At 58.6% G+C, this 23,092-nt stretch carries 27 protein-coding genes; 8 read left to right on the top strand and 19 right to left on the bottom strand.

Translation table 11 applies throughout. From position 1 onward, the window contains the following. Positions 1–516 precede the first annotated feature (516 nt). Positions 517–1,908 carry an aminotransferase class III-fold pyridoxal phosphate-dependent enzyme gene (locus ACR0NN_RS19670; protein WP_170686599.1) on the bottom strand — a complete coding sequence of 464 codons (1,392 nt, stop codon included), beginning with the start codon at positions 1,906–1,908 and terminating at the stop codon, positions 517–519. Between the two features lie 222 nt (positions 1,909–2,130). On the opposite strand from ACR0NN_RS19670, the gene ACR0NN_RS19665 reads away from it, so the two are divergent. Beyond that, positions 2,131–3,759: an acyl-CoA synthetase gene (locus ACR0NN_RS19665; protein ID WP_170724611.1), complete on the top strand. Its 1,629-nt coding sequence runs from the start codon at positions 2,131–2,133 to the stop codon at positions 3,757–3,759. Here ACR0NN_RS19665 and ACR0NN_RS19660 read toward each other — a convergent pair. The 8 genes from ACR0NN_RS19660 to ACR0NN_RS19625 form a co-directional block, all read right to left on the bottom strand. After that, positions 3,756–4,088, bottom strand: a complete 333-nt coding sequence (locus ACR0NN_RS19660) for a DOPA 4,5-dioxygenase family protein (protein WP_170724609.1) — start codon at positions 4,086–4,088, stop codon at positions 3,756–3,758. The two genes, ACR0NN_RS19665 and ACR0NN_RS19660, sit on opposite strands and share 4 nt — an antisense overlap. Positions 4,089–4,175: 87 nt before the next feature. Then, complete coding sequence (gene maiA, locus ACR0NN_RS19655; protein ID WP_170724605.1) at positions 4,176–4,814, bottom strand: maleylacetoacetate isomerase; 639 nt, start codon at positions 4,812–4,814, stop codon at positions 4,176–4,178. A 7-nt stretch (positions 4,815–4,821) separates the two neighbouring features. Beyond that, positions 4,822–5,364, bottom strand: a complete 543-nt coding sequence (locus ACR0NN_RS19650) for a VOC family protein (RefSeq protein WP_170392683.1) — start codon at positions 5,362–5,364, stop codon at positions 4,822–4,824. 5 nt (positions 5,365–5,369) lie between these two features. Beyond that, on the bottom strand, positions 5,370–5,567 hold the full coding sequence (locus tag ACR0NN_RS19645; RefSeq protein ID WP_170392682.1) for a DUF2783 domain-containing protein: 198 nt from the start codon (positions 5,565–5,567) through the stop codon (positions 5,370–5,372). A gap of 5 nt (positions 5,568–5,572) precedes the next feature. After that, positions 5,573–7,183, bottom strand: coding sequence for an FAD-dependent oxidoreductase (locus tag ACR0NN_RS19640; protein ID WP_170724602.1), 1,611 nt, complete (start codon positions 7,181–7,183; stop codon positions 5,573–5,575). Positions 7,184–7,317: 134 nt separating this feature from the next. Further along, on the bottom strand, positions 7,318–8,268 hold the full coding sequence (locus tag ACR0NN_RS19635) for an MBL fold metallo-hydrolase (RefSeq protein ID WP_170497905.1): 951 nt from the start codon (positions 8,266–8,268) through the stop codon (positions 7,318–7,320). 84 nt (positions 8,269–8,352) lie between these two features. Then, positions 8,353–9,609, bottom strand: coding sequence for a fumarylacetoacetase (fahA, locus tag ACR0NN_RS19630; RefSeq protein WP_170724600.1), 1,257 nt, complete (start codon positions 9,607–9,609; stop codon positions 8,353–8,355). A gap of 22 nt (positions 9,610–9,631) precedes the next feature. Continuing rightward, on the bottom strand, positions 9,632–10,255 hold the full coding sequence (locus ACR0NN_RS19625) for a LysE family translocator (RefSeq protein ID WP_170724598.1): 624 nt from the start codon (positions 10,253–10,255) through the stop codon (positions 9,632–9,634). Between the two features lie 65 nt (positions 10,256–10,320). On the opposite strand from ACR0NN_RS19625, the gene ACR0NN_RS19620 reads away from it, so the two are divergent. The 3 genes from ACR0NN_RS19620 to ACR0NN_RS19610 all read left to right on the top strand — a co-directional run bounded on the left by ACR0NN_RS19620 (position 10,321) and on the right by ACR0NN_RS19610 (position 12,982). Beyond that, positions 10,321–10,773, top strand: coding sequence for a MarR family transcriptional regulator (locus ACR0NN_RS19620; RefSeq protein ID WP_170724595.1), 453 nt, complete (start codon positions 10,321–10,323; stop codon positions 10,771–10,773). Between the two features lie 62 nt (positions 10,774–10,835). Continuing rightward, positions 10,836–12,071, top strand: coding sequence for an adenylate/guanylate cyclase domain-containing protein (locus tag ACR0NN_RS19615; RefSeq protein WP_170724591.1), 1,236 nt, complete (start codon positions 10,836–10,838; stop codon positions 12,069–12,071). Positions 12,072–12,268: 197 nt separating this feature from the next. Beyond that, positions 12,269–12,982: a DNA/RNA non-specific endonuclease gene (locus tag ACR0NN_RS19610; RefSeq protein ID WP_170724588.1), complete on the top strand. Its 714-nt coding sequence runs from the start codon at positions 12,269–12,271 to the stop codon at positions 12,980–12,982. On the opposite strand, the gene ACR0NN_RS19605 is transcribed toward ACR0NN_RS19610, so the two are convergent. Next, positions 12,979–13,788 (bottom strand): division plane positioning ATPase MipZ, encoded by an 810-nt coding sequence (locus tag ACR0NN_RS19605; protein ID WP_170686610.1) that lies wholly within the window; start codon positions 13,786–13,788, stop codon positions 12,979–12,981. The genes ACR0NN_RS19610 and ACR0NN_RS19605 overlap by 4 nt on opposite strands. 218 nt (positions 13,789–14,006) lie before the next feature. Between ACR0NN_RS19605 and ACR0NN_RS19600 the strand changes: the two genes are divergently transcribed. The 3 genes from ACR0NN_RS19600 to ACR0NN_RS19590 all read left to right on the top strand — a co-directional run bounded on the left by ACR0NN_RS19600 (position 14,007) and on the right by ACR0NN_RS19590 (position 17,331). After that, on the top strand, positions 14,007–14,894 hold the full coding sequence (locus ACR0NN_RS19600) for an AEC family transporter (protein ID WP_170724585.1): 888 nt from the start codon (positions 14,007–14,009) through the stop codon (positions 14,892–14,894). Between the two features lie 118 nt (positions 14,895–15,012). Then, the gene (locus ACR0NN_RS19595) at positions 15,013–16,602 is read left to right on the top strand and encodes an MFS transporter (protein WP_170724583.1); all 1,590 of its coding nucleotides are present in this window, start codon (positions 15,013–15,015) and stop codon (positions 16,600–16,602) included. A 51-nt stretch (positions 16,603–16,653) separates the two neighbouring features. Further along, on the top strand, positions 16,654–17,331 hold the full coding sequence (locus ACR0NN_RS19590; protein ID WP_170724581.1) for an SOS response-associated peptidase: 678 nt from the start codon (positions 16,654–16,656) through the stop codon (positions 17,329–17,331). Positions 17,332–17,409: 78 nt separating this feature from the next. Here ACR0NN_RS19590 and rpmE read toward each other — a convergent pair whose 3' ends face one another. Together rpmE and rplS are read right to left on the bottom strand one after the other, a co-directional pair. Next, positions 17,410–17,631, bottom strand: a complete 222-nt coding sequence (gene rpmE / locus ACR0NN_RS19585; RefSeq protein WP_170542971.1) for a 50S ribosomal protein L31 — start codon at positions 17,629–17,631, stop codon at positions 17,410–17,412. 11 nt (positions 17,632–17,642) lie between these two features. Next, the gene (gene rplS / locus ACR0NN_RS19580) at positions 17,643–18,026 is read right to left on the bottom strand and encodes a 50S ribosomal protein L19 (protein WP_039541573.1); all 384 of its coding nucleotides are present in this window, start codon (positions 18,024–18,026) and stop codon (positions 17,643–17,645) included. Between the two features lie 370 nt (positions 18,027–18,396). Between rplS and ACR0NN_RS19575 the strand changes: the two genes are divergently transcribed. Then, complete coding sequence (locus ACR0NN_RS19575) at positions 18,397–19,218, top strand: glycoside hydrolase family 25 protein (protein ID WP_170724578.1); 822 nt, start codon at positions 18,397–18,399, stop codon at positions 19,216–19,218. On the opposite strand, the gene ACR0NN_RS19570 is transcribed toward ACR0NN_RS19575, so the two are convergent. From ACR0NN_RS19570 to rpsP, 7 genes are all read right to left on the bottom strand, one after another. Beyond that, the gene (locus tag ACR0NN_RS19570; protein WP_170724576.1) at positions 19,197–19,559 is read right to left on the bottom strand and encodes a hypothetical protein; all 363 of its coding nucleotides are present in this window, start codon (positions 19,557–19,559) and stop codon (positions 19,197–19,199) included. The two genes, ACR0NN_RS19575 and ACR0NN_RS19570, sit on opposite strands and share 22 nt — an antisense overlap. 197 nt (positions 19,560–19,756) lie before the next feature. Beyond that, on the bottom strand, positions 19,757–20,566 hold the full coding sequence (trmD, locus tag ACR0NN_RS19565) for a tRNA (guanosine(37)-N1)-methyltransferase TrmD (RefSeq protein WP_170724574.1): 810 nt from the start codon (positions 20,564–20,566) through the stop codon (positions 19,757–19,759). Then, complete coding sequence (locus tag ACR0NN_RS19560; protein WP_170686617.1) at positions 20,563–21,378, bottom strand: hypothetical protein; 816 nt, start codon at positions 21,376–21,378, stop codon at positions 20,563–20,565. The genes trmD and ACR0NN_RS19560 overlap by 4 nt, the downstream gene beginning before the upstream one ends. After that, a complete protein-coding gene (gene rimM / locus ACR0NN_RS19555; protein ID WP_170724569.1) occupies positions 21,378–21,881 on the bottom strand; it encodes a ribosome maturation factor RimM in 504 nt (167 codons plus the stop codon). Before rimM ends, ACR0NN_RS19560 begins: the two co-directional genes overlap by 1 nt. Then, positions 21,874–22,020: a hypothetical protein gene (locus tag ACR0NN_RS19550; RefSeq protein ID WP_170392664.1), complete on the bottom strand. Its 147-nt coding sequence runs from the start codon at positions 22,018–22,020 to the stop codon at positions 21,874–21,876. The genes rimM and ACR0NN_RS19550 overlap by 8 nt, the downstream gene beginning before the upstream one ends. A gap of 2 nt (positions 22,021–22,022) precedes the next feature. Continuing rightward, positions 22,023–22,658, bottom strand: coding sequence for a 5,6-dimethylbenzimidazole synthase (bluB, locus tag ACR0NN_RS19545; RefSeq protein WP_170724567.1), 636 nt, complete (start codon positions 22,656–22,658; stop codon positions 22,023–22,025). Positions 22,659–22,670: 12 nt separating this feature from the next. Beyond that, positions 22,671–23,060 carry a 30S ribosomal protein S16 gene (gene rpsP, locus ACR0NN_RS19540; protein ID WP_170356106.1) on the bottom strand — a complete coding sequence of 130 codons (390 nt, stop codon included), beginning with the start codon at positions 23,058–23,060 and terminating at the stop codon, positions 22,671–22,673. Between the last annotated feature and the right edge of the window lie 32 nt (positions 23,061–23,092).

The following is a 23,092-nucleotide window of genomic DNA, read 5'->3' as shown; positions in this document are numbered from 1 at the left end:
CTACACAAATTCGAACGCGTGGACGTTCACTTTAAACACTGAGTCCACCTACGACTGGGAAAACGATCAATGGTCTGTGCCGATCAACGGTGTTGTCACCAAAGTTGCCCAACTCGGGGATCAACTTATCAGCGTAGGCGGAGGAGTACGCTACTGGGCCGGCGGACCAGATAGTGAACCTGACGGTTGGGGCGTAAGACTTGTAGCTACCTTGCTATTTCCCAAATAGTTGAGCCTTTCCTCAGAAAATATCTCTTACCGGATCCGGGCATTGCGCCGATGAAAGCCAACAGCAGTTTTGCCCCGCATTGCGGACAATCAGGCGAGTGGGTCTGGAGACAGTTTCAGTTGGGCACGAAGCGCTGAATCAATGCTTTCGGAAAACATATGAGCGACGTCGGGAAAAGTATCGACGCGCCGCGCGGACCAGAGCTGCCATAACTCACAGTCCTATCCGAAAAAGAAACCCGCCAAAAATTGGCGGGTTTCGGTACTCAGTTTGGCTGTGTTGTCGGATCAGCCGAAGACTCGACCCAGCGCGCCATCCACCGCGTCGGTGATCTGGTCGATATCATCTGCCGTTGCGATCAGCGCGGGCGAGAAGCACAGTGTGTTGTTGCGGCTGGGGATCGAGCGGTTGGTGACGCCTATGATGACGCCCTGCGCCATGCAGTCGGCTACAACCGCCTGGGCCATTTTCTCGTCCACAGGCTCTTTGGTGCCGCGATCTGCGACCAGTTCGGCTCCCAGGAACAGGCCCTTGCCGCGCACGTCGCCAATGACCTTGTGCTTTTCCATCAGCGCCTGAAGGTTGCCCGTCATGCGGTCGCCCATGTCGATGCAGTTTTGCAGCAAGTTCTCATCTTCGATGATCCGCATGTTTTCGATTGCCGCAGCCGGACCGGCGGTGCATCCACCAAAGGTCGAGATATCGCGGAAATAGTTCATCGGATCGTCGGCGTTGTCCTTGAACATGTCAAAGATCTCTTCGGTCGTGACCATGCAGGCGATGGCCGCATAGCCCGATGCCACGCCTTTGGCCATGGTGACGAAGTCAGGCTTGATGCCGTATTGCTGATAACCGAACCAGGTGCCGGTTCGGCCAACGCCGCAGACAACCTCGTCAATATGCAGAAGGATGTCGTACTTGTCGCAGATCTCCTGCACGCGCTGCCAGTAGCCTTCGGGTGCTTCGATCACGCCACCACCTGCGGTGACCGGCTCAAGGCACAGCGCGCCAACGGTATCGGGGCCTTCGCGCAGGATGACCTCTTCGATCTGATCCGCAGCCCATTCGCCAAAGTTCTCTTCCGGCGCGCCGTCCAGCTCGTGCTTGCGGTATTCCATGCAATGCGGCACGCGCACGAAATCCGGTGCGAAGGGGCCGTATTGCGCGGTGCGCTCGTCCTGACCGCCCGCCGACATGGTTGCCAGGGTCGAGCCATGATAGTCGCGGTCGCGATACAGGATCTTGGTTTTCTTGCCGCCGTATTTCTTATGCGCGATCTGGCGGACCATCTTGAAGGCTTTCTCGTTCGCCTCAGAGCCCGAGTTCATATAGTAGACGCGGCTCATGCCCGGCATCTTGCTGATCAGCTTCTCCGCAAAGATCGACCCCGGGATCGACCCGGCCGAGTTGGCGAAATAGCACAGCTTCATCAACTGGTCATAAACGGCCTTGCAGATTGATTCGCGGCCATAGCCTACGTTCACTGTCCAGACGCCACCCGAAACTGCATCCAGATGTTCCTTGCCCTTCTGGTCCCAGACACGCATCCCCTTGCCTTCGACAATGATGCGAGGGTCATTGGTTTCGAACGGCTTATGCTGGATCAGGTGATGCCAGATATGGGCGCGGTCGGCCTCGACCACGCGGGAAAGATCGTTTTCGTTGAACGTGCCGTCCATGACATGTCCTTTCAAAAATAGGGCGCGCAGGGAATCATTTAGCTCCCGGTGGGCGCATAGTGACGTGATGCTGCAGATCAACGCGAATGAGACGCGTGAAGTAGGGCCAGATTACTCCATAGAATATCTCCAGTGTAGCTCAAACGCGTATTAATACGGGTTTGTTATGTCGCAAACTTTGTGCTCAATACGACAATCTGACGAGTTTGGGAGGATCGCCGGATGTCAGCCACATCAATTTACCAGCAGCATCTGGGCAAAACCCCTGCGAATTTTACGCCCTTGTCCCCGCTCAGCTATCTTGAGCGGACGGCGGCGGTGTATCCGGATTATCCGTCGGTTGTTTACGGTGCGCGCCAGTATAGCTGGGCCGACACCTATGCGCGAAGCCGACGGCTGGCTAGCGCGCTGACGGCGCGTGGCGTGGGTGTTGGCGATACGGTGTCGATCATCGCGGCCAATATTCCCGAGCTCTACGAGGCGCATTTTGGTGTGCCGATGGCCGGCGCGGTGCTGAATGCGATCAACACTCGGCTGGATGCGCCGGTTATCGCCTTCATTCTAAACCATGCCGAAGCCAAGGTTCTGCTGGTTGATCCCGAATTCTCAGGCGTTGTGAAACTGGCGCTGGAGCAGGTGGATCATGACCTGCTGGTGATTGATATCGAAGATGACAGCTTTGACGGTGGCGAGCGGCTGGGCGATCTGACCTACGAAGCTCTGCTGGCCGAGGGTGATCCGGAGTTCGACTGGTCTTTGCCCGCAGATGAATGGGATGCGATCACGCTGAACTATACCTCGGGCACCACAGGCAACCCCAAGGGTGTGGTCTATCACCACCGCGGCGCCGCGCTGAACGCAACTTCGAACATCCTGACATGGGGGATGCCGCAGCATTCGGTCTATCTGTGGACGCTGCCGATGTTTCATTGCAATGGCTGGTGCTTCCCGTGGACCATGGCGGCAAATGCGGGCACATCGGTTTGCCTGCGCGCCGTGCGGGACGAGCCGATCTATCGTGCGTTCCGAGAAGAGGGTGTGACTCATTTCTGCGGCGCGCCGATTGTGCTGAACATGCTGGCCAACGCGCCGGATCACCTCAAGGATTTCACGCAGCAGATTAAGGCGATGACCGCTGGCGCGCCGCCACCTGCCAAGGTGATCGAAGCGATGGAGGGAATGGGTGTTGAGGTTACCCATGTGTATGGCCTGACCGAGACCTATGGCCCGTCCGTCGTCTGCGCGTGGAAGGACGAATGGAACGAGAAGGGTGCAGAAGATCGTGCTGCGCTGAAGGTGCGTCAGGGGGTGAAATACGTAGCGCTTTCGGGCCTGATGGTCGCGGACCCCGAAACGATGGAACCTGTGCCTTCGGATGGCGAAACCATGGGTGAGATCTTCATGCAGGGTAACATCGTGATGAAGGGTTATCTCAAGAACGCCGAGGCGACGGATAAGGCCTTCAAGGGCGGTTGGTTTGCTTCCGGCGATCTGGGTGTGATGCACCCGGATGGCTATGTCGCGCTGAAGGATCGGTCCAAGGACATCATCATTTCGGGGGGCGAGAATATCTCATCCGTTGAGGTCGAAGACACGCTTTATAAACACCCGGCCGTGATGGAGGCTGCGGTGGTGGCCCGCCCGGACGAGAAGTGGGGCGAAACGCCCTGCGCCTTTGTTGAATTGAAGCCGCAGGCAGATGCGAATGAGGCTGAGATCATCGCTTTCTGCCGCGATCACATGGCCCATTTCAAAGCACCGAAGACGGTTGTGTTCGGCGCGCTGCCCAAGACCTCGACCGGGAAGATACAGAAGTTCATCTTGCGCGACCGGGCGCGTGAATTGGGTTAATCGAAGATCGACAGATCAAGCGGCAGCATCTCGCCCATCCAGATGGCGCGATCCCGATGATCGGCCAAGTGATCGCCGGTTTCTGGATGGGTAAAGATGGTCAACCCTTGCCGGTTTAGGATCAGCCAGGGAAAGACCTGATCAAAGGCTTCGGCGGGAAAGCCCAGCTGGCAACTCCAACGCGGATGAGGGCCAACGTTGCGCGCATGCATGCGGCCCATCTGCACGGTGGGAAACAGATGCGCGGCCTCTTCACAGACCTGCTGCGCTGTGTCCTGCGTGTCGGCATCGAAATAGACATGGGCGTGGTAACCGGTAATCTCGGGCATGGGGGTCTCCGTCTGTCGTTGCGGAAAACCTAAGGGCGACCCGAGCGCTTGTGCACCCGCATCGCCACACAGACCCTGTGCGCCGGATCAGAGCGGAGCGTGAAGGTCGGGATGGGCTGCGGCAAAGGCAGAATGCTCGGCGCAGACCGCCTCGACTGCTGTCAGGCGTGGCATGTCGGAGAGATCAACTTCCCACCGGCGCGCATTATAAAGCTGCGGGATCAGGCAGATATCGGCCAGACCGGGGGTGTCACCGGTACAGAACGGGCTTTGATCAAAGCCACCCAACAGGGATTCGAACGCCAGCAAGCCCGGACGAATGAAGTGGCGCATCCAGTCACCGGGCATGTCGGCTGCACCTTGGCTGAGCGCGGTGGCGTTTTTTGCAACCGATAGATTGCAAACCGGATGGATATCCACGGCGATGCTCTGGGCCAATGCCCGCGCCGCGGCTCGCTTGGCCGGATCGGTTGGCAGCAGACCCAGTTCGCGGGTCTCATCCAGATAATCGATGATCGCCAGCGATTGGGTCAACCGAACACCATCGATATCCAGCACCGGAACCAGACCCTGCGGATTGCGTGCCAGATGATCAGTGGCGCGATGCCCCCCTTTCACCAGATCAACCACAACAGGGCGATAGGTGATGCCGGCCAGATTCAATGCGATCCGCACCCGGTAGCTGGCCGAGGATCGCCAGTAGTCAAACAGAACCACGTCGCTCATTCAGAATTTAGCCCTTGCTCAGTTCCTTGGCATGCAGCCAGTCGGCATGCTGGGGCGCTCGTTTGGTGCGCGACCATTCTTCGAGCATATCCCATTTCACCGAATCCAGCCGGGCCAACATGGCCTCTTCCTCGGGGTCGGGGCAAGCCAGTTCCACCCGGTGACCATTGGGGTCGAAGAAGTAGATCGAGTGGAAGATCGAATGATCGGTTACACCCAGAACCTCGACCCCGTTGGCTTCGAGATGGTCTTTGAACGCAATCAGTTCATCGCGGTCTTTCACCTTGAAGGCAATGTGCTGCACCCAGATCGGCGTGTTCGGATCGCGGCCCATCTCTGGCTTGGTGGGCAATTCAAAGAACGCCAGCACGTTGCCGTTCCCAGCATCCAGAAACAAGTGCATGTAGGGATCAGGTTCGTGGGTTGAAGGCACATGGTCTTCGGCGATCGCCAGAATGAAATCCATGTTCAGCATCTTGCCGTACCATTCCACTGTCTCTTTCGCGTCCTTGCAGCGATAGGCGACGTGGTGAATCTGTTCGATTTTCATGAGGCTTACTCCTGTTTCAGGGCTGCGGCATCCAGCGCCTGTTTCAGCACCGCGTTGTCGCCGATGTGGTTTGCCAGAACCAGCACAAGGCGCGCGTTGAACGCATCGCTTTCGGCTTTCTCAAGCCCTTCATGGGCGGCCACCAGATCGGCATAGAAATCGTCCGCCTGGGTCAGATTGGATGAGAGGATCAGATCAGCCATATCGCTTACTCCTTGCCTGTGGCGCGGCGTACTGCGTGCCGGAATGCGTTTTCTTCATAGGTGTCGCGGCGGGCGGCCACGTGTTGATCGGGTCGGATCAGATAGACCGCGCTTGTCGCATCGCCCAGATAGCGCCGCTTCAGCGTCAGGGTCGGGTCGTCCTTGACCGAAAGCGCCAGGCGTTTGGCGGTGATCCCGTCAACCTCGATCTCATCTGGTGCATCGGCGTCGATGGTCAGCAGCGTGAACTGTCCAGCCAGTTTAGGCAGCAGAAAGTCATCACCCAAAGGCGCATCGGGACAGGACGCACCGGGGCGCGTCTGCGTCGGCCCATTCAACGCATCCGCTGAATTCAGCGGCGAGCCGTCATAGACGCAAGGTACGCTGAGCCGACCTGAATTTACCATCGGGCGGGCAAAATCGTAATGCTCGCTCAGGTCCAACACCGCGTCGCGCAGGATGCGGGACATCTGCGACTTTGGCGTTATGAAATCGGTTGAACGGGTCGAGTTCAGGATGTTCTCGTCCGCGCCGTGAATGCGTTCCTGATCGTAGCTGTCGAGCAAAGATTCAGGCGCATTTCCGTCAATCACCAGTTTCAGCTTCCAACACAAGTTGTCGGTGTCCTGCACGCCCGAGTTTGCACCTCGCGCCCCGAATGGGCTGACCTGATGGGCACTATCGCCTGCAAAGATCACGCGGCCATGGCGGAACTGCTCCATCCGTCGGCATTGGAAGGTGTAGATGCTGACCCATTCCAGTTCGAAATTGACATTCTCACCCAGCATGGCCTTGAGGCGCGGGATCACGTTTTCGGGGCGTTTTTCACGCTCCTTATCGATGTCCCAGCCCAATTGCAGGTCGATACGCCAGACGCCATCGGGTTGTTTATGCAGCAGCGCCGATTGGCCCTTGTTGAAGGGCGGATCGAACCAGAACCAGCGTTCCGAAGGGAAATCGGCCTCCATGATCACATCGGCGATCAGGAAGTTGTCTTCGAACACCCGGCCCACAAAATCCTTACCCATCATCGCACGCATAGGTGAGCCCGCACCATCGCAGGCGATGACCCAATCGGCCTCGATCGTGTACGAACCCTCGGGCGTTTCGACCTCAAGCTTGACGTGATCGGGATGGGTGCCGACAGCTTCGACCTTGTTGCGGCCTCGGATTTCGATAGGCGCGCCCTGTTCCTGCAACTCGCGAATGCGGTCGACCAGAAACTGCTCGAAATAATATTGCTGAAGGTTGATGAAGGCCGGGCGTTGATCGCCGCTGTCGGGCTGTAGGTCGAATTCATAGACCTGACGTTCATCGAAGAACACCTTGCCCTTGTTCCAAAGAACACCCTTGTCCACCATCGGCTGCCCGCAGCCCAGACGGTCGAGGATTTCCAGCGGGCGTTTGGCAAAACAGATCGCACGGCTGCCAAAGCTGACCTTGTCATTGTCGTCCAGCACCAGCACCTCGACCCCTTGCTGGGCCAGATCGATGGCGGCGGCCAGACCAACCGGACCGGCCCCGACAACAATGACCTTGTGGCGCACGGGCGCGGGGGCGGATTGGTCCGGGCTGGCCTTGTAGGCGTAAAGTGGAACTTCGAAAATCTTGTTCACGGTCTCTCTCCCAGTTCTGGTGCAGCGGGCACACCTCATCTGTTCTCCGGCGGGACAGCGCCGGAGGGGTGGTCTTAGCGTTTCACTGTCAAATCCGGGCCGCCACGATCTGGATCAAATCCGGCTCGGAATTCTTAGCCCTGCAGGGCTTCCCACATCTCGAGATCGCGCTGGGCGGTCCAGATACGGGGTGTGTCGATGCCGCGCGCCTCGTCATAGGCGCGGGCGACGTTGAAGGGCAGGCAGTGTTCGTAGATCGCATAGTCGGCGAATTTGGGGTCGCATTCGGCGCGCACCGCGTCCCATGCTTCTTTCAGGCTGCCACCGCGCGCCGCGACCTTGGCCGCCGGTCGATAGGTGCTTTCTACGAAATCGCGGGTGTTTTCGATGGCCGCGTTGACCATGTCTTTACCGACCAGAGCGTCGCCGCGCCCCGGCGCGATGGCGTCCACATCGAACCACTTGATTTCGTCCAGCGTGTCGCCCCAATCTCCGAAATGCCCGTCGCCGCAATAGCAGGCCGAATGGTATTCGACGATGTCACCGGTGAACATGACATTCTGATCGGGCACGTGGATGACGATATCGCCAGCGGTATGCGCACGGCCCAGATGCATCAGGTCGATCCGGCGGTTGCCCAGATAAACCGTCATTGTGTCGCTGAAGGTGGTGGTGGGCCATGTGAGGCCGGGGATGCTTTCGTGTCCTTCAAAGAGACGCGGGAAGCGTTGGAATTCGCTGTCCCAGTCTTCCTGACCGCGTTCGACCACCATGGCGCGGGCCATGTCGGACATCAGGATCTGTTGTGCGCCAAAAGCGCTGGCGCCCAGCACGCGGACGGCGTGGTAATGGGTCAGCGCCACATGAGTGATCGGTTTGTCGGTCACCGACCGCACGCATTCAATCACCTTGTTGGCCAGACGCGGCGTCGCCTGCGCCTCGACAATCATGACGCTGTCATCGCCGATAATCACGCCCGAATTCGGATCGCCTTCGGCGGTGAAGGCATAGAGCCCTTCACCCACCTCGGTGAAGCTGATTTTCTTTTCCGACATGTCCCCCTGGGACGCGAATGCTTTGGCCATGTGATTGGTCCTTCTTTACGGTGCGCCGGTTGCTGGATTGGAATGCCTCCGGCGGGAGTATTTGGGTAAAGGTGACGTTAGGGCTTACCCTTCGTACGGATCGCTTAACGCGGGCAGGACGGTGCCGGTGCAGTCTCCGAACCCGATTGTGTAGCCATCTCCTTTGGCAGCGCCGCTCAGCGTCAGAGTGTCCCCGTCTTCGATGAAGCTGCGGGTTTCTCCGGTGTCGAGCGTCAGTGGTTCTTTCCCGCCCCAGCTGAGTTCCAGCAGTGATCCGCGTTCGGGCTTGTTTGGCCCCGAGATGGTGCCTGAGCCCAGCAGATCGCCGGTATTCATCGGACAGCCCGAGGTGGTGTGATGCGCCAGTTGTTGCGCCGCCGAATAGTACATCTCGCGGTAGTTGGTCCGGGCGATGGTGGTGGCGTCTTTGCCGTCGGGCGCCATGGTCACGGCCAGATCGATGTCATAGAGCATCGGCCCGCAATCTTTCAGGTGATCGAGCAGGGCAAATTCGCGATCCGGCGTATCGCAGCGGAACGGTTCCAGCGCGGCTTTGGTCACAATCCACGGGCTGATCGAGGTTGCGGTGGCCTTGGCCTGAAACGGGCCCAGCGGCTGGTATTCCCAGGCCTGAATATCGCGCGCGGACCAGTCGTTCAGCAGTACATAGCCGAAGATGTGGTCATCCGCTTCCCGTACCGAAATCGGACCGTCCGAGGGCGTGCCCACGACCGCGCCCATCTCAAGCTCGATGTCAAAGCGGCGGCAGGGCAGGAAGGCGGGCAGGTTATGATCGGGGGACTTCAACTGCCCCCAAGGGCGACGGATATCGGTGCCCGAAACGACCACGGACGAGGCGCGCCCGTTATAGCCGATTGGTATGTGCAACCAGTTGGGCGGCAGCGCATTTTCGGGGCCGCGAAACATGGTGCCGACGTTCTGGGCGTGGTTCCGACCCGCGTAGAAGTCTGTGTATTCACTGACGGCGAAAGGCATGTGCATCTCGGCCTCGTCCTGCGGGATCAGCAGGCCTTCGACCTTATGCTGTTCGTCCGAGCCTTCGGCCAAAAGCGCGATCAGGCGGTCGCGCAGCGCGGCCCAAACGGCGGGGCCTTCCTCCATCAACGGGTTCCAGAAGGGTAGATCGAACAGCGGCTCATCCGACAGGGCGATCAACCCGTCAGCCTCGGCGGCAGTCACGTCGAATATCATATCCCCGATGGCGACACCGCAGCGGGGCTCGGTACTTTCGGTCGAGAACACGCCATAGGGCAGGTTATTCAAGGGGAAGGGGTGTTCGGCGGAATTGGCCGATGCGACCCAGGAATTCATCAAAGGCATGTTGCGTCCTTATGTCTTTCGGTTACGAGGCGGCGCGCAGGGATTTGAATCCTAGCAGGACTGCCGCCAATATCATGAAGCTGCCACCGATCCGGTCGAGCCAAAGCCTTGCCGGCCCCTGCAGGCGCCGGGCAAGCCAACTGGCACTGGCGCCATAGGCGGTCAGAAACAACCCGTCTATAATCAGGTAGGTGGCAGAGAGGATGGCGAATTGCGGCCAGAACGGCAGCGCGCCATCGATAAACAGCGGAAACAGAGCGGCAAAGAACACCACAGCCTTCGGATTCGCGGCAGATGTGATGAAGCCTTGCATCCAGAGCGCTTTGCGGCTGGCGCGTGGCGCATCGCTGGCTTCGGCAACGCGTGCTTTCACGATTTGCTTGACGCCGAGATAGACTAGATAGGCCACACCCAGCCATTTGATCACGGCCAGCGCGGTCCCGGATGTGGCGATCAGGGCGGCCAAACCTAGCCCAGCGGCCAGCATTTGCAGGAAGTTTGCCGTCAGATCCCCGGCGGCAGTGAACACACCACGCCCCAATCCATTGGTCGCGGAGTTGGACAGCATCAGCAACTGGCTGGGCCCCGGTGTGCTCATTAGCAGCAACACCGTCGCGACATAGGTGATCCAGAGTTCAAAGCTCATCTTGTTTCCGCCGGTCCTTCAACTTGCTACTTGTCGAATAATAGTTGATTTTGTAACTAACAAGGATGACACAGCCAAATAATGACGAAAAAGATGAGTTTGATTTGCGAAATTTCCTGCCGTTTCTGTTGAATCAGGCGGCCGAGGAAAGCTCGCTTGAGTTTCAGCGCGTTTACAAAGATCGCTACGGGATTCTGCGCACCGAATGGCGGGTGCTGTTTCACCTCGGCAATCATGGTGAGATGACAGCGCGGGATATTGTGGTGCGCGCCAAGATACACAAGACCAAAGTGAGCCGCGCCGTGAGCCGATTGCAAGAACGCCGATACCTGCAGCGGTTGCGGGATGAAAATGATAGGCGAGTCGAAAGGCTGTCACTGACCAATGCTGGCCAGAAGGTTTATCGTGAACTAAGTGGCATCGCGCGCGATTATGACGCTAAGCTGGCGTCGCGCTTTACGACGGGCGAGGCGGCATTGCTGCGCATGATGCTGCGGCGTCTGGCCGGAATGGAATAAGCCACTGGAAATTCGCGACCCCCAACCCCAGATCAACCACGTAACGGACACAGGAAGATAATATGACAGCGCCGGTTTCCCCAACGGCAAAATCCCATGACCTAATCGATTGGTTGGTGACCCGAGGCCTGGAAGGGGCCGACAAACAAGAGTTGCTGGACGGGTATTGTAACCGTTTGGTTGATCTCGGTGTACCTTTGATGCGTTTCCACGCGGCGCAACCCGCATTGCATCCTGTCTATGGCGGAACGGGCTATAGCTGGTACCAAAACAAAGGCAGCAATCTGGAAACCTTTGAGTATTCCGAAGAGCCCAGCGAGGTTTGGACGCAAAGCCCGCTATATGCCATTTTGCACGAAGATATTGACTCGATCCGCGAACGGCTGGTCGACCAGAATGAACCCAGCCGCTTTCCTCTGCTGAATGATCTGCGGGAAAACGGGGCCACGGACTATTTCGCGACCGGTGTCAGCTTTGACGTACCGGCGCAGCGTAATCCATATGACGAAAAGCACGCCATCGACGGCGTTTTGATGTCATGGTCGAGCAACGCCCCCGAAGGATTTTGCGACGATGATCTTGGGATGATCAATACGGCGTTGCCGCATCTGGGTTTGGCGTTGAAATCAGCGTCGAACGCGCGGGTGTCGAAGGACTTGATGCGCGTCTATTTAGGGCGCGATGCCGGTCGGCGGGTCTTGTCCGGTGAGATCAGGCGCGGATCCTTGCAGCAAATCGATGCGGTGATCTGGAACTTTGACCTAGAAGGGTTCACCAGCCTTTCGGAAGAACTGCCGGGCATCGAGGTCATCGATATGCTGAACGATTACCTCGCGGTGGTTGTGGATGTGGTTCATCACTGCGACGGCAATATTCTCAAATTCATGGGCGATGGCGTCATGGCGATGTTTGATGTCGGTGAGATAGATGCCGACGCGCGCGCCGCGTTGGCCGCGGCGACCCTGCTGCAAACCCGCATGGCCGAGTTGAATGCCGAGCGCGCATCCAGAGGCCAACCCGTATCAAATTATACTCTGGCACTGCATTCGGGCGAAATTCTTTACGGCAATATCGGTTCAGACAGCCGTCTGGACTTTACCGTGATTGGTCCTGCCGTGAACCAGACGGCGCGGATTGCGGGAATGCATCGATCATTGGGCCAGCGTATTTTGATCTCGGATGATGTGGCCCGCGCGGCGCAGCCTTGTGAGCACGACCTGATCTCGGTCGGGCGCTATATGTTGCGGGGCGTGGTGGAGCCGAAAGAGTTGTTTACGGTTTATCAAGCTGTGAGCTGAGGCCACGACTGGCGCGGATTGCGCAGCGTGCTGTGACCCTGAGAATGCTCGTCAGTTGACGCTGCAGCAATAGGTTAACTATCATCGTTGCAGGCGGCTGCCTTTCTGCAGCCGCGGCTTGATCCGTGAAATTGCACGGTCACGAGTGGCTTTTGATATGTTTTTGAAAATTACCCAACCAGGATTTTGTAAGATTGATGGCACTGAAAGTTCCAAAATATTCGGTCAAATATGGCTCGAGCGACAAGGTTTTCGGAGGCAGGGCAGCGATTGCCACGCTGACCTCAACCTGTCTGGACCGGGGTCAAAGCGCCAGCAAGAGCGAATGCGTGATTGTTGATGAATTCAACACGAACTGGAATGTGCGCGACTTCGTCAATGTCTCGGACGTGGCTGCAGCGGTTTCCAGCCTTGATGTAAAAAAGATTGAACGCATGCGGTCTGTGGATTCGTTGCTTAAGGAACTCAAACTGACGGGTGTGCTTGAGCTGGCAGATTACGCCGAGTTGAATGCACAGCGCTGGGTGCGCGGCCATCTTCTGGCGCAAAAGCTGGGCGGGTCGGGGAAAGCCGAAAACCTTGTGCCGCTGGACCGCAACAAGAACGCTGTGATGGAGAGGTTTGAGACGGCCTTGTACAGTTTTTTTAAGGCGGCGAAAAACGCCGAGAAAATGCTGTCAAACAAGCACTTTGTCCGTGTCCAGCTGACGGTAAAAGCGGATGGAAGCATGTCGCCCTGGTTCAGCAACTGCACGGATCGGGTGAAACGGAAGCTGAAAAAGCTTCCCGAGAAAATCACCTATAAGATGAAGACGGAATATGTTGAGGCCAGCACCGGCAAGGCGCAGGCCGCCCCGCCGAACAAATCCTATCCGAAACCCTTGAAAGCGCCGTCCGCTCTGAGCCTTTAGAAATCGATCTCAACACCGGGCAGGTTCAACTCTTTCATCATGTCGCGCAGCTCCTGACGCGCGGCGATGTTTGAGATGTTGAGCTGCTTGACCCCGATATCCTTGAGGTCCAGCAAGGTCAGGCCACGCGGGAAGAGTTCGCGGAAGATCACTCGTTCCGAAAAGCCCGAAGCGACGCGGAAACCGATGCGCTGCGACAGCATCTCGATCGCGCGTTGCATTTTTTCCTTGTTGACCATGCGCTGGGTACCGACCCGGTTGCGTACCACCACCCAATCGATGGGTTTCAAACCGGCCTGCGCGCGCAGCTGGCGCGCATTCCAGACCATCTCGGAATAGACTGAAGGGCCAAGGATTTTCTCACCTTTTGAATCGATCCGTGCCAGCAGATCGAAATCGATGAAACTGTCATTCAGAGGCGTGATCAGCGTATCGGCCAGCGAATGGGCCACCTGGCTGAGGCGGGTATGCGAGCCGGGGCAGTCGATCAGGATGAAATCGCTGTCACTCTCCAACTCGGCCACAGCAGCCGACAAGCGGTGATCATAGATGTTTTCACCGGGTTTCAGCGCGCTGGCGTCGATCTCGGGCAGGTCATGGTGGCGAGGACTAGGCAGAGACAGGTCCGAGCCGTTGAGGAAATTCAACCGGTTTTCAAAATACCGGCCCAGGCTGCGCTGGCGCAGGTCCAGATCCAGCGTGCTGACCTTGTGCCCCAACCGAGCCAGAGCGGTGGCCACATGCATCGACACGGTCGATTTGCCTGCGCCGCCCTTTTCGTTCCCGACCACAATGATATGTGCCATGCCTGTATTCCCAAGTCCCGCCGTGTTTGCCTACACGTTGTTGGCAGCCACTATATGTTGTGTGAGCCGGGAAGGGAAGAACCTCGGGCCGTCTTGCGCGCTATTATCAGGCCTCAAATTGGAAAAGTGCGTGGTACTTGGGGGTTAGGGTAAATCCTTGCCAAACACACACCCCTGTTTCACTGTCCTTCCTATGGATTTGTGATCGAGGGCAGCCATTGGATCATCTGTTTCTGAATGTCCTGAACGTGGTTCTGCCCGTCTTGATCTGCGCTGGAATCGGCTATGTTCTGGCCGTAATCAAAGCCCCGTTTGACAATAAGGTCATCGGTGGAATTGTCTCGCGTGTGGGGTATCCGACGTTGATCATCTCACATTTGTCGACTACCCAGATCGCCGTGGGCGCCTTTCTTGACGTCATGACAGCGGCGGCATTGGCGATTGCGGGATTTGGTCTGTTGGGCTTTGTCGCGCTCAAGCTGATGCGGCTGCCGGTGCGGGCGTTTCTGACGCCCCTGATGCATGGCAATGTGGGCAATATCGGCTTGCCCATAACCCTTTTGGCGCTGGGCGATGCGGGCATGGCCTATACGATGGGGTTTGTGGTCGTTGTGCTGATCAGTATCTTCACGATCGGCATGTGGATTCCGGCCGGAGAGTTTTCGCCCAAGAAACTGGCAACATCGCCGATTATCTACGCGGTCGCACTGTCGCTGGTGTTGATGGCCACCGGAACCAGCCTGCCGCAACCGGTGGCCAAATCCTTTGACATTCTGGGCGGGCTCTCGATCCCGCTGATGTTGCTGACGCTGGGCCACACGCTGGCGACGCTTCGGATCAAGAGCCTTGGGCGTGCTGTCTTGCTGACCGTGCTGCATCTGGTGATGGCGGTGGTGATTGCCAGCGCTTTGGTCTGGGCCTTTGGTTTCACCGGGGCCGAGCGAGGCGCGGTGATCCTGTGCTGCTTGATGCCATCCTCGGTCGCGACCTATCTATTCATTGATCAGCATGTGCCGGAATATGGGCCGGATGTGGCCGGGTTTATTCTGGTCTCGACGCTGACCACGATCCTGGTGCTGCCAGTGGCGCTGTCTTACTGGGTCTGAAGGACGCAGGGTGCGCCATCCGGTAAAAATTATACCTATCGGCAAAAAATCGTTTAATAATAGGCACAACACGCTGCCCGAAGGGTCAGTGCGCTATTCCTGAATGGGGGACAGGCAGATGTTAAAAGACACAACCGAGGGCACATCCGGCGCGGCGGGGGCACGTCTGGTTCTGCTGATGACGGCGCTGTGCATGATGGTTGTTGGCTTCAATACCACGGCCGTTGCGACGATCCTGCCCAACCTGAAAGCCGAGTTTGATCTGTCACCCTCTAGCCTGCAATGGGTGATGGCGATCTATACCGTCGTCAGCGCCACGCTTGTCACCATCGTCAGCCGGCTTGGCGACATCACCGGCAAGATGGGCGTTTTCTTTGCCGGGATGATCGTGTTTGCCCTTGGCTCTGCCCTTGTGCTGTTTTCGCAGGACGCGGCCATGCTGCTGGCGGGCCGCGGGGCGCAAGGCGCAGGGGCGGCGGCGCTGTTTGGCACCTCGCTGTCGCTGCTGACTGCCGCCACGCCCGAGGAACAGCGCGCCAGCGTCACCGGTGCCTGGGGCGCAATCGTGGGGCTGGCAATCGGAGTTGGTCCGATCGTCGGCGGTGCCTTTGCGCATTACCTCAGCTGGCGGGGCGTGTTTGCCACCGATCTGGCGCTGCTGATCGTGGCCTTTGTGGTCGGGTTGCGGGTCAGTAAAGAGCATTACGTCCCCGACACCCGTCTTGCAGGCGCAAAATTCGATCTTTCGGGGGCATTCGCACTGGTCCTGCTGCTTGGCCCGTTGTCCTTTGCACTCAGCAATGGGGAAAGCCACGGATGGGTCACAAGATCGACCCTGATCCCGCTTGCCGTGTCGGCTGTGGCGGTGATTGCGCTGGTCATCACCTCGCGCCGCAGCGCAGACCCCCTGATCGAGCTGCGGTATTTCCGCCACCCCCGCTATTTCATGGCGGCGGCAGGGATGTTCATCACCGGCTTCGCGCTGTTCAGCTTTTTCGTCTATTTCAACGTCTTCGTGCAATCGCCGGATGCATTCGGTCTGTCTGCCGTCGGGGCCGGGGTGGCGATCCTGCCACTAAGCCTCAGCATGTTTGTCGTATCCGTGGTCGCCCCGCGCTTTCTGGCGCCTTACAGTTTTCGATGGCCGGTGATCCTGGGCATGGGGTTCATGGCTTGCGGGTTCCTGCTGTTGACCACAACGACGAACACAACCGGAATGGGCGCGATTTGGTGGAAGTTGGTGATCATCGGGATCGGGATGGGCATCGGATTCTCGCTGCTGCCGCGTCTGGGCCTGCGCTTGTTGCCGGAAGAGCATGTGGGGCAGGGCTCGGGCGTGGTGAATGCGTTTCTTTATTTTGGGGCCACGCTTGGTGCGGTGGTCGGCGGGTTGGCCGAAGCGGTCACCACCCGGCGTGGCCTGACCGAGGTGATCAATGCCTTGCCCACCGGATCCGAGCAACGGGCTGATCTGGCCCATGCGCTGACACATGGCACCGCAAGTCAGGTGCAACAGCTTATCGCCGGGCTTGATCCGACCACAGGCGAAACGCTGGCGCGTGCCCTGCGGGATTTGCAGGATGATGCCTTTAACAGCGCTATGTTTGTCGCTGCCATGGCGACGCTTTTGGGTATGATCCTAGCCGCCGCGCTGCTGCGGGGACCGGTGCCCCCACCACACAGCGCCGTTGATCTGACCAAGGACTGAATGCCCAATGGTCCACTTGTGACAATCGCCCAATCGGCCTAGGTTTTCGCCATGTGTGGAAAATTTGCAGCCGGTCACCTGACACAGCGGGAAATGCTGGCGATTACCGAGTATTTTCTCTACGGCAAGGTCTCGCCTGATCTGCCCGAACAGCTGCCTTCGGGCGGGTACAATGTGTCTCCGACCAATCGGGTTGGCATGGTCCGTTGGGACGGAGACCGGGCCGAGCTGGCGACGGCGCGCTGGCAGATCAAGGACCCGCGCAGCAAGAAGCCGATGATCAACTCGAAGATCGAAAATGTCAGCTTCTGGCAGGAGTACTGGAACAAGGGGCGCTGTCTTATTCCGGCGCTGGGCTATTACGAATGGCCCAAGGATCAGGGCCATGATTGTCCGGTCTACATCTCGGTTCAGCGCAATGCCCCGGTGATGTTCTTTGCGGGGTTTTACCGAACGGATGATGGCAGCCACAGCTGTACGATCCTGACCCGACCACCCAGCCCTCAGATCGCGCATATTCACAGCCGAATGCCGGTGATCCTGACCCCGGATGAGATCGAAAGCTGGCTATCGGGCGTCACAACTGCGCAAGAGGCGCAGCAGTCGTTGGGCACGCAGTACGAAGGCCGGTTCGAATATCACACCGTCAAACCCATCAAACGCGGGGCCGATGGCGAGGACATGATCGAGCCTTACACGCCGCCCGTCCAGACCGGGTTTGATTTCTGATCAAACAGTAAACGCGGCAGAAGAACAAAAAAAGCCGCCCAAACAGGACGGCCTTTCGCATCTTGAATAAAGTCCGGCTTAGAAGCCCAGACCTTCGTATTTCTTCTTGAACTTCGACACACGACCGCCAGCGTCCATCAGGCGCGACGAGCCACCGGTCCATGCGGGGTGCACGGAGGGGTCGATTTCCAGAGCCAGCTGGTCGCCTTCGGCGCCCCAGGTGGATTTCATCTGAACCACGGTGCCATCGGTCATTTTGACGTCGATGAGGTGATAATCGGGATGGATGTCTTTTTTCATCTTTCCGCTCCTTACGCCTCGGCGCCAGCCTTGGGCTTGTAGTTGGTGACTTCTGCGATACGTGCGGATTTACCGCGACGGGTACGCAGATAGTACAGTTTGGCGCGACGAACGCGGCCACGGCGGACAACGGTGATGCTGTCGATATTGGTCGAATGCAGGGGGAACACACGCTCCACGCCTTCGCCAAACGAAATCTTGCGAACGGTGAACGAACCGGCGATGCCGCTGCCACCTTTGCGCGCGATGCAGACGCCTTCGTAGTTCTGCACACGGGTACGCGACCCTTCGGTCACTTTAAAGCCGACACGGATGGTGTCACCGGCTTTGAAATCGGGGATGTCTTTCCCCAGGGCGGCAATCTGTTCCGCCTCAAGCTGTGCGATCAGGTCCATCGCATTTACTCCTATCTGCTCGTGGTTGGTCCACGAAGTTTGGGCACGGCCTGAGAGCTCTTGGTCTTCACCGGGTCCTGCGTACAGCCCGCCAGAGGTCAGATCGAATGTTCCTTTTGGTCCGGTCCGCCCTGTTGCGCCGTGGCCGAAGAAAGCCGGGCGTCACGTCAGGATGCAAACCAAAACACCGGAGTCGCGTTACGCCACACCGGATTGCGCTGCTTTACGGGCTTTGCGGGCGGGGATCAAGACTTATTCGTGGTGAAACAGGTGAGTTTTTGCCGCCCGTCAAATCCACCGTTGCCTTGTCTGCCAGATCAGGCATTCTGGGATCAATTATAAGAGCAGATATTTGATACAGGATCATAAGATGCGCAAAGCAATCCTGCTGGCCGTTCTGGCACTTGCACTCGTCTCATGTGGCCGCCGCGGCCCGCAGCCACAGGCGGTTGAGCCGCAGGCCTTTGCGGACACGACCCCGCCTTCGATCATCTACCCCGCCTTTGGCGACGCCGACCCGCACCCGTGGGAGGGGCGTCATCCCGGCCATTACCCGGTGCACGGGCTGGATGTGTCGCGCTGGCAGGGGCCGATTGACTGGCGGACCGCACAAAAGAACGGTGTCAGCTTTGCCTTCATCAAAGCCACCGAGGGCGGAGATTTTACCGATCCGATGTTTGATGAACACCGACGCGGCGCGCAGGCCGCCGGGGTGCCATGGGGGGCCTATCATTATTACTATTTCTGCCGTCCGGCGCATGAGCAGGCCCGCTGGTTCATCCGGAATGTACCCAAAGGGTCCGACCTGCCGCATGTGCTCGATATGGAATGGACGCCCCATTCCAAAACCTGCACCTTGCGCCCCGATGGCCGCACCGTCCGGGCCGAAGCGCAGCGCTTCCTCGACATCCTCGAACGCCACTATGGCCGACGTCCGATTGTCTACACGACGGTAGATTTCTACGGCGACACCGATATCGGACGACTTCCCAAAACCGAATTCTGGCTTCGTTCGGTCGCGGGCCATCCGCGCAACGTATATCCAGGCTCGGTCTGGCGGTTCTGGCAATACACCGGCACCGGGCTAGTGCCGGGGGTTCAGGGCAAGGTTGACATCAACACCTTCAACGGCACGCCCGAGACTTGGGCGTTGTGGAAGTCAGGAACGCCTCACGTTGCGGGCACACCATAGGTTTCTATGGTGCCGCCGCCGACAAGGTGATCCAACCGGCGCACCCGCTCTTCTCCGACCGAGTCACGCAGCCAGAAGCGTTCGCCGCCATTCAATTCGCGGCGTTCAAATCCGTGCTCGGTCATGCAGCGATCAACCTGATCGATTTCCCCTTGAGCACGCAGATCATGCCGCGTGACATAGGCCGTGACTGAACCGACTAAAATCGATGACATCAGAATAAAGGTAGGATACGCGCCAATCACAGCGGCGTCGCCCCCGATGTCAGCTTCGGTTGCGCAGTTTTGCACAGCGATGCGCGCAGAATGCAGATTGTGGCCAGCTTGCGTTGGGACTGACATTTCGATGGGTTTGGTTGTGCAAGCCGATACGGCAAGCACAGCTACGCAAAGGATTTTTTTCATGTGGCAGCCTGTAATGAAGTGAACGGAAATTGCTTCAAGCAACATCTATGGCACGAGTAAATCAGCGACTGTTCAGCTTCAAGATGCGAGCGATAAATACCGGATGTTGCGGCGTGCGCGCCACACTAGGCGACCTAGTCTGATGCTTCGTCCTGCGCTTTCCGATAGGCGTCCCACAGATCGGGCCGCCGTTCGCGGGTGATCTGTTCAGACATCTCATGACGCCAATCCGCAATGCGGCCGTGATGACCCGACATCAGAATATCGGGGATCGGGCGGCCTTTCCACTCGGCCGGGCGGGTGTATTGCGGATGTTCCAGCAGGCCCGAGGAAAAGCTTTCTTCCTCGGCTGAGGCCTGATTGCCCAGCACACCGGGGATCAACCGGACTGTGGCGTCGATCAGTGCTTGTGCGGCGATCTCACCACCGGTCATGACGAAATCGCCCAAGCTGACCTCTTGCACGCCGTAATGCTCAAGCACCCGCTCATCGACGCCTTCGAACCGCCCGCACAGCAGGGTCATGCCATCGCAGCGGGCCAGGTTTTGCATCATTCTCTGATCCATCCGACGTCCGCGCGGGCTGAGGTAGATTAACGGCCAGTTGCCCCGGATGCCCGCCATCGTATGTTCGATGGCTTCGCCCAGAACATCAGCGCGCAGCACCATGCCTGCACCGCCGCCCGCAGGGGTGTCATCCACATTGCGGTGCTTGCCGACCCCGAACTGGCGCAGATCGATGGTTTCCAGCTGCCACAACCCGTCCTGCAGGGCCTTGCCTGTCAGGCTTTCGCCCAGAACGCCGGGGAAGGCGGTCGGGAACAACGTGATGATCTTGGCCTTCCACACCCCGTGCAGGTCTGGCGTGGGCGTCATCAACTCGCGCGGTTTCAGCGTCGGGCGGATGGCTTTGCGGCCATGGGACTTTCCGGGTTTTTCTGTCATTTCGAGCCGATCAGATCATTTTGGACGCTTTGCACCAGAGCCGCCTTTTGATCGATCAAGGCCGCATCGTCCAGAGCCGAGCGGTTCATCTCTAACATCTGCTGCAGGATATCTTCAGGCAGGCGTGGGTTGGATCGGGTCGGGCCGACCAATTCGGCGGCCTTGTCCTTGGGTAGGTCCAGGAATTCGGCAAAGGTATGTCCAAGTCCGTGGCGCAGACCCTGCAGGTCCTCCAACCATTCCGTCCGGACCGAGACCGAGGGCAGGCGGTCGCGCACCGCCTCTGCCGCGATCTGTGGCGAGGAAACCGGTTCAAGTCTGGCGCGAAAGGTCTCAAAATCCTGAATCAGGCGTGATCGTTGCAGATCATGCGCCCACAGGCTGCGCAGCCAGCTTCCGCGTTGGCGCAACGAGTAGTAGATCGTGATATGCACCTCTTCCCCGGCAAATCGGTCGCGGATCAGGCCGACAAGGCACGAGGCGAGCTGGGGCGCGGCCTCATATCCCACCGCGACATTGCGGCTGGGGCGCAGGCCCGAGAAATTCTCTTCGCTCAGAACCAGCCCGCGCTTCTGGCCGAACTCCAGTGAATTCAGGAAGTGCCGCATCTGATCCTTGAAATCGCTCATCGCGCCAGGGGTGCCGTAGACGGAATAGCGTGTGGCTGCTTCGGACAGGCCGGTTTTGCGGGTCCGATAGGGCAGGACCAACGCATGGTGCGGCCAGATCAATGAGCGATTTTCGAACAGAAAGGACTGCGCCGCCGTCGTCCCGGTCTTATGCAGACCCAGATGCAGCAACACACGGCGCATTACAGCAGGCCCTCGGGCGGATCAGCGATGATGCGGCCTTTGTCCAGATCAACGGTCGGTACCGACTCCAGCGTGAAGGGCAGCAGCGCGGTGGCTTTCAGCCCCGGACCATGCAGTTCCAGAAGATCCGCCGCGCCGTGGTTCTGAACCGCCTTCACCCGGCCCAGCAGAGTGCCGCCGGTGTCATAAACCTCAAGCCCGATAAGGTCGGTGTGGTAAAACTCATCATCCGGCAGCGACGGCAATTGATCGCGCCGCGCGTAAAGGCGCAGGCCATTCAGCGCATCCGCCGCTTCCTTGGTTTCAACCCCACCCAACCGGGCGGCAAAACCGTTCTTGATCGCGCGGGTCAGAACCACCGGATAGCGATCCTTGCCGGTCTCATCGGTCAGCGGCGAATAGCCTTCGATATCCTCAGGGACGGCGCAAAAGCTTTTCAGCCGCACCTCGCCGCGCACCCCATATGAGCCCGCGATGCTGCCCACACAGATCAGATCACTCATTTCGACCATCCGTTACACATAGCCCGTCCCGCCATTGCCCGATCACCTCGCACGCTTCGCGCTGGTTCGAGCGTTCGAAGAATACGCCCACAATAAAGGCGATCGCCAGCAGGATGGGAAGCCGTAACAATCCGAACATGTCTAGCGCACCTCGATGGGCAAAGTGTCATTGCGGTCTTCCCAACCGACCTGCTCCAGTTCAGGCGTATCCGAATAGCTTTCGGGCAGGCCTACACAGAAATAACCGATCAGACGCCAGTCCGCGGGCACCTCCAGATCGCGCGCCATCTGGTCCGGGTCGAGGATCGAGACCCAACCCAGCCCCAGCCCTTCTGCCCGTAAGGCAAGCCAGAACAGGGTGATGGCAGAGACCACAGAATAGCGCCGCATCTCGGGCATAGTACCTGCGCCCAGACCTTGGCCTTTGTCGGTGGCATCGTCGCAAAACACGGCCAGCTGCACCGGGGCTTCTTTCATCCCGGACAGTTTCAACTGGCTATACAGCTGCGCCTTTTCGCCGGAATATCCGGTCAGCGCCTGTTCGTTTGCGGCTTGGAAATTCTTCAGCGCCGCGTCACGCGCAGCCTGAGTTTCGACGCGGATCACGCGCCAGGGTTCGCTCAGCCCCACCGAAGGGGCCAGTCGAAACGCGTCGAGGCAGCGCATAAGCACTGCCTCGTCTACCGCGTCCATGCGGAACCGGCGCACATCGCGCCGGAGCCGCATCAACAGATCGAACTGCGCGCGAAAATCGTCGGTAAAAGCCTGATCCTGCACGCGCCCGACTGCTTATTCTTCTGCAGCTGCTTCTTCAGCCGGTGCAGCAGCGGCTTCGGCAGCTTCAGCCGCCTTGGCCGCTTTCTCTTCCGCGCGCTCCTGAGCTTTCTTGCCCGGAGTACCTTTGTTGGGGTTGTTGCGCTCGGCCTTGTCGCGTGCGCCAGCAGCTTCCAGCATGCGTGCGATACGGTCGGTGGGCTGTGCGCCCTGATCCAGCCAGTACTGGATGCGCTCCAGGTTCATTTTCACGCGCTCTTCGCTGTCTTTCGGCAGCAGCGGGTTGTAGGTGCCCAGCTTTTCGATGAAACGGCCATCGCGCGGCATGCGGCTGTCAGCCGCAACAATGCGATAGAAAGGACGCTTTTTCGAGCCGCCGCGGGCGAGACGAATTTTCATTGCCATGGTGGTATCTCCTTTGAATGGCGTATCCGGTG

Source organism: Ruegeria sp. BA2, from assembly GCF_056539605.1.
The sequence above is the reverse complement of the archived record's forward strand: the minus strand, read 5'-3'. Positions and strand labels throughout refer to the sequence as shown.

Bases quoted from the DNA above. Each gene is read 5' to 3' on its own strand.
- ACR0NN_RS19670 (WP_170686599.1), bottom strand. From the start codon at position 1,908: ATGGACGGCACGTTCAACGAAAACGATCTTTCCCGCGTGGTCGAGGCC.
- ACR0NN_RS19665 (WP_170724611.1), top strand. From the start codon at position 2,131: ATGTCAGCCACATCAATTTACCAGCAGCATCTGGGCAAAACCCCTGCG.
- ACR0NN_RS19660 (WP_170724609.1), bottom strand. From the start codon at position 4,088: ATGCCCGAGATTACCGGTTACCACGCCCATGTCTATTTCGATGCCGAC.
- maiA (WP_170724605.1), bottom strand. From the start codon at position 4,814: ATGAGCGACGTGGTTCTGTTTGACTACTGGCGATCCTCGGCCAGCTAC.
- ACR0NN_RS19650 (WP_170392683.1), bottom strand. From the start codon at position 5,364: ATGAAAATCGAACAGATTCACCACGTCGCCTATCGCTGCAAGGACGCG.
- ACR0NN_RS19645 (WP_170392682.1), bottom strand. From the start codon at position 5,567: ATGGCTGATCTGATCCTCTCATCCAATCTGACCCAGGCGGACGATTTC.
- ACR0NN_RS19635 (WP_170497905.1), bottom strand. From the start codon at position 8,268: ATGGCCAAAGCATTCGCGTCCCAGGGGGACATGTCGGAAAAGAAAATC.
- fahA (WP_170724600.1), bottom strand. From the start codon at position 9,609: ATGCCTTTGATGAATTCCTGGGTCGCATCGGCCAATTCCGCCGAACAC.
- ACR0NN_RS19625 (WP_170724598.1), bottom strand. From the start codon at position 10,255: ATGAGCTTTGAACTCTGGATCACCTATGTCGCGACGGTGTTGCTGCTA.
- ACR0NN_RS19620 (WP_170724595.1), top strand. From the start codon at position 10,321: ATGACACAGCCAAATAATGACGAAAAAGATGAGTTTGATTTGCGAAAT.
- ACR0NN_RS19615 (WP_170724591.1), top strand. From the start codon at position 10,836: ATGACAGCGCCGGTTTCCCCAACGGCAAAATCCCATGACCTAATCGAT.
- ACR0NN_RS19610 (WP_170724588.1), top strand. From the start codon at position 12,269: ATGGCACTGAAAGTTCCAAAATATTCGGTCAAATATGGCTCGAGCGAC.
- ACR0NN_RS19605 (WP_170686610.1), bottom strand. From the start codon at position 13,788: ATGGCACATATCATTGTGGTCGGGAACGAAAAGGGCGGCGCAGGCAAA.
- ACR0NN_RS19595 (WP_170724583.1), top strand. From the start codon at position 15,013: ATGTTAAAAGACACAACCGAGGGCACATCCGGCGCGGCGGGGGCACGT.
- ACR0NN_RS19590 (WP_170724581.1), top strand. From the start codon at position 16,654: ATGTGTGGAAAATTTGCAGCCGGTCACCTGACACAGCGGGAAATGCTG.
- rpmE (WP_170542971.1), bottom strand. From the start codon at position 17,631: ATGAAAAAAGACATCCATCCCGATTATCACCTCATCGACGTCAAAATG.
- rplS (WP_039541573.1), bottom strand. From the start codon at position 18,026: ATGGACCTGATCGCACAGCTTGAGGCGGAACAGATTGCCGCCCTGGGG.
- ACR0NN_RS19575 (WP_170724578.1), top strand. From the start codon at position 18,397: ATGCGCAAAGCAATCCTGCTGGCCGTTCTGGCACTTGCACTCGTCTCA.
- ACR0NN_RS19570 (WP_170724576.1), bottom strand. From the start codon at position 19,559: ATGTCAGTCCCAACGCAAGCTGGCCACAATCTGCATTCTGCGCGCATC.
- trmD (WP_170724574.1), bottom strand. From the start codon at position 20,566: ATGACAGAAAAACCCGGAAAGTCCCATGGCCGCAAAGCCATCCGCCCG.
- ACR0NN_RS19560 (WP_170686617.1), bottom strand. From the start codon at position 21,378: ATGCGCCGTGTGTTGCTGCATCTGGGTCTGCATAAGACCGGGACGACG.
- rimM (WP_170724569.1), bottom strand. From the start codon at position 21,881: ATGAGTGATCTGATCTGTGTGGGCAGCATCGCGGGCTCATATGGGGTG.
- ACR0NN_RS19550 (WP_170392664.1), bottom strand. From the start codon at position 22,020: ATGTTCGGATTGTTACGGCTTCCCATCCTGCTGGCGATCGCCTTTATT.
- rpsP (WP_170356106.1), bottom strand. From the start codon at position 23,060: ATGGCAATGAAAATTCGTCTCGCCCGCGGCGGCTCGAAAAAGCGTCCT.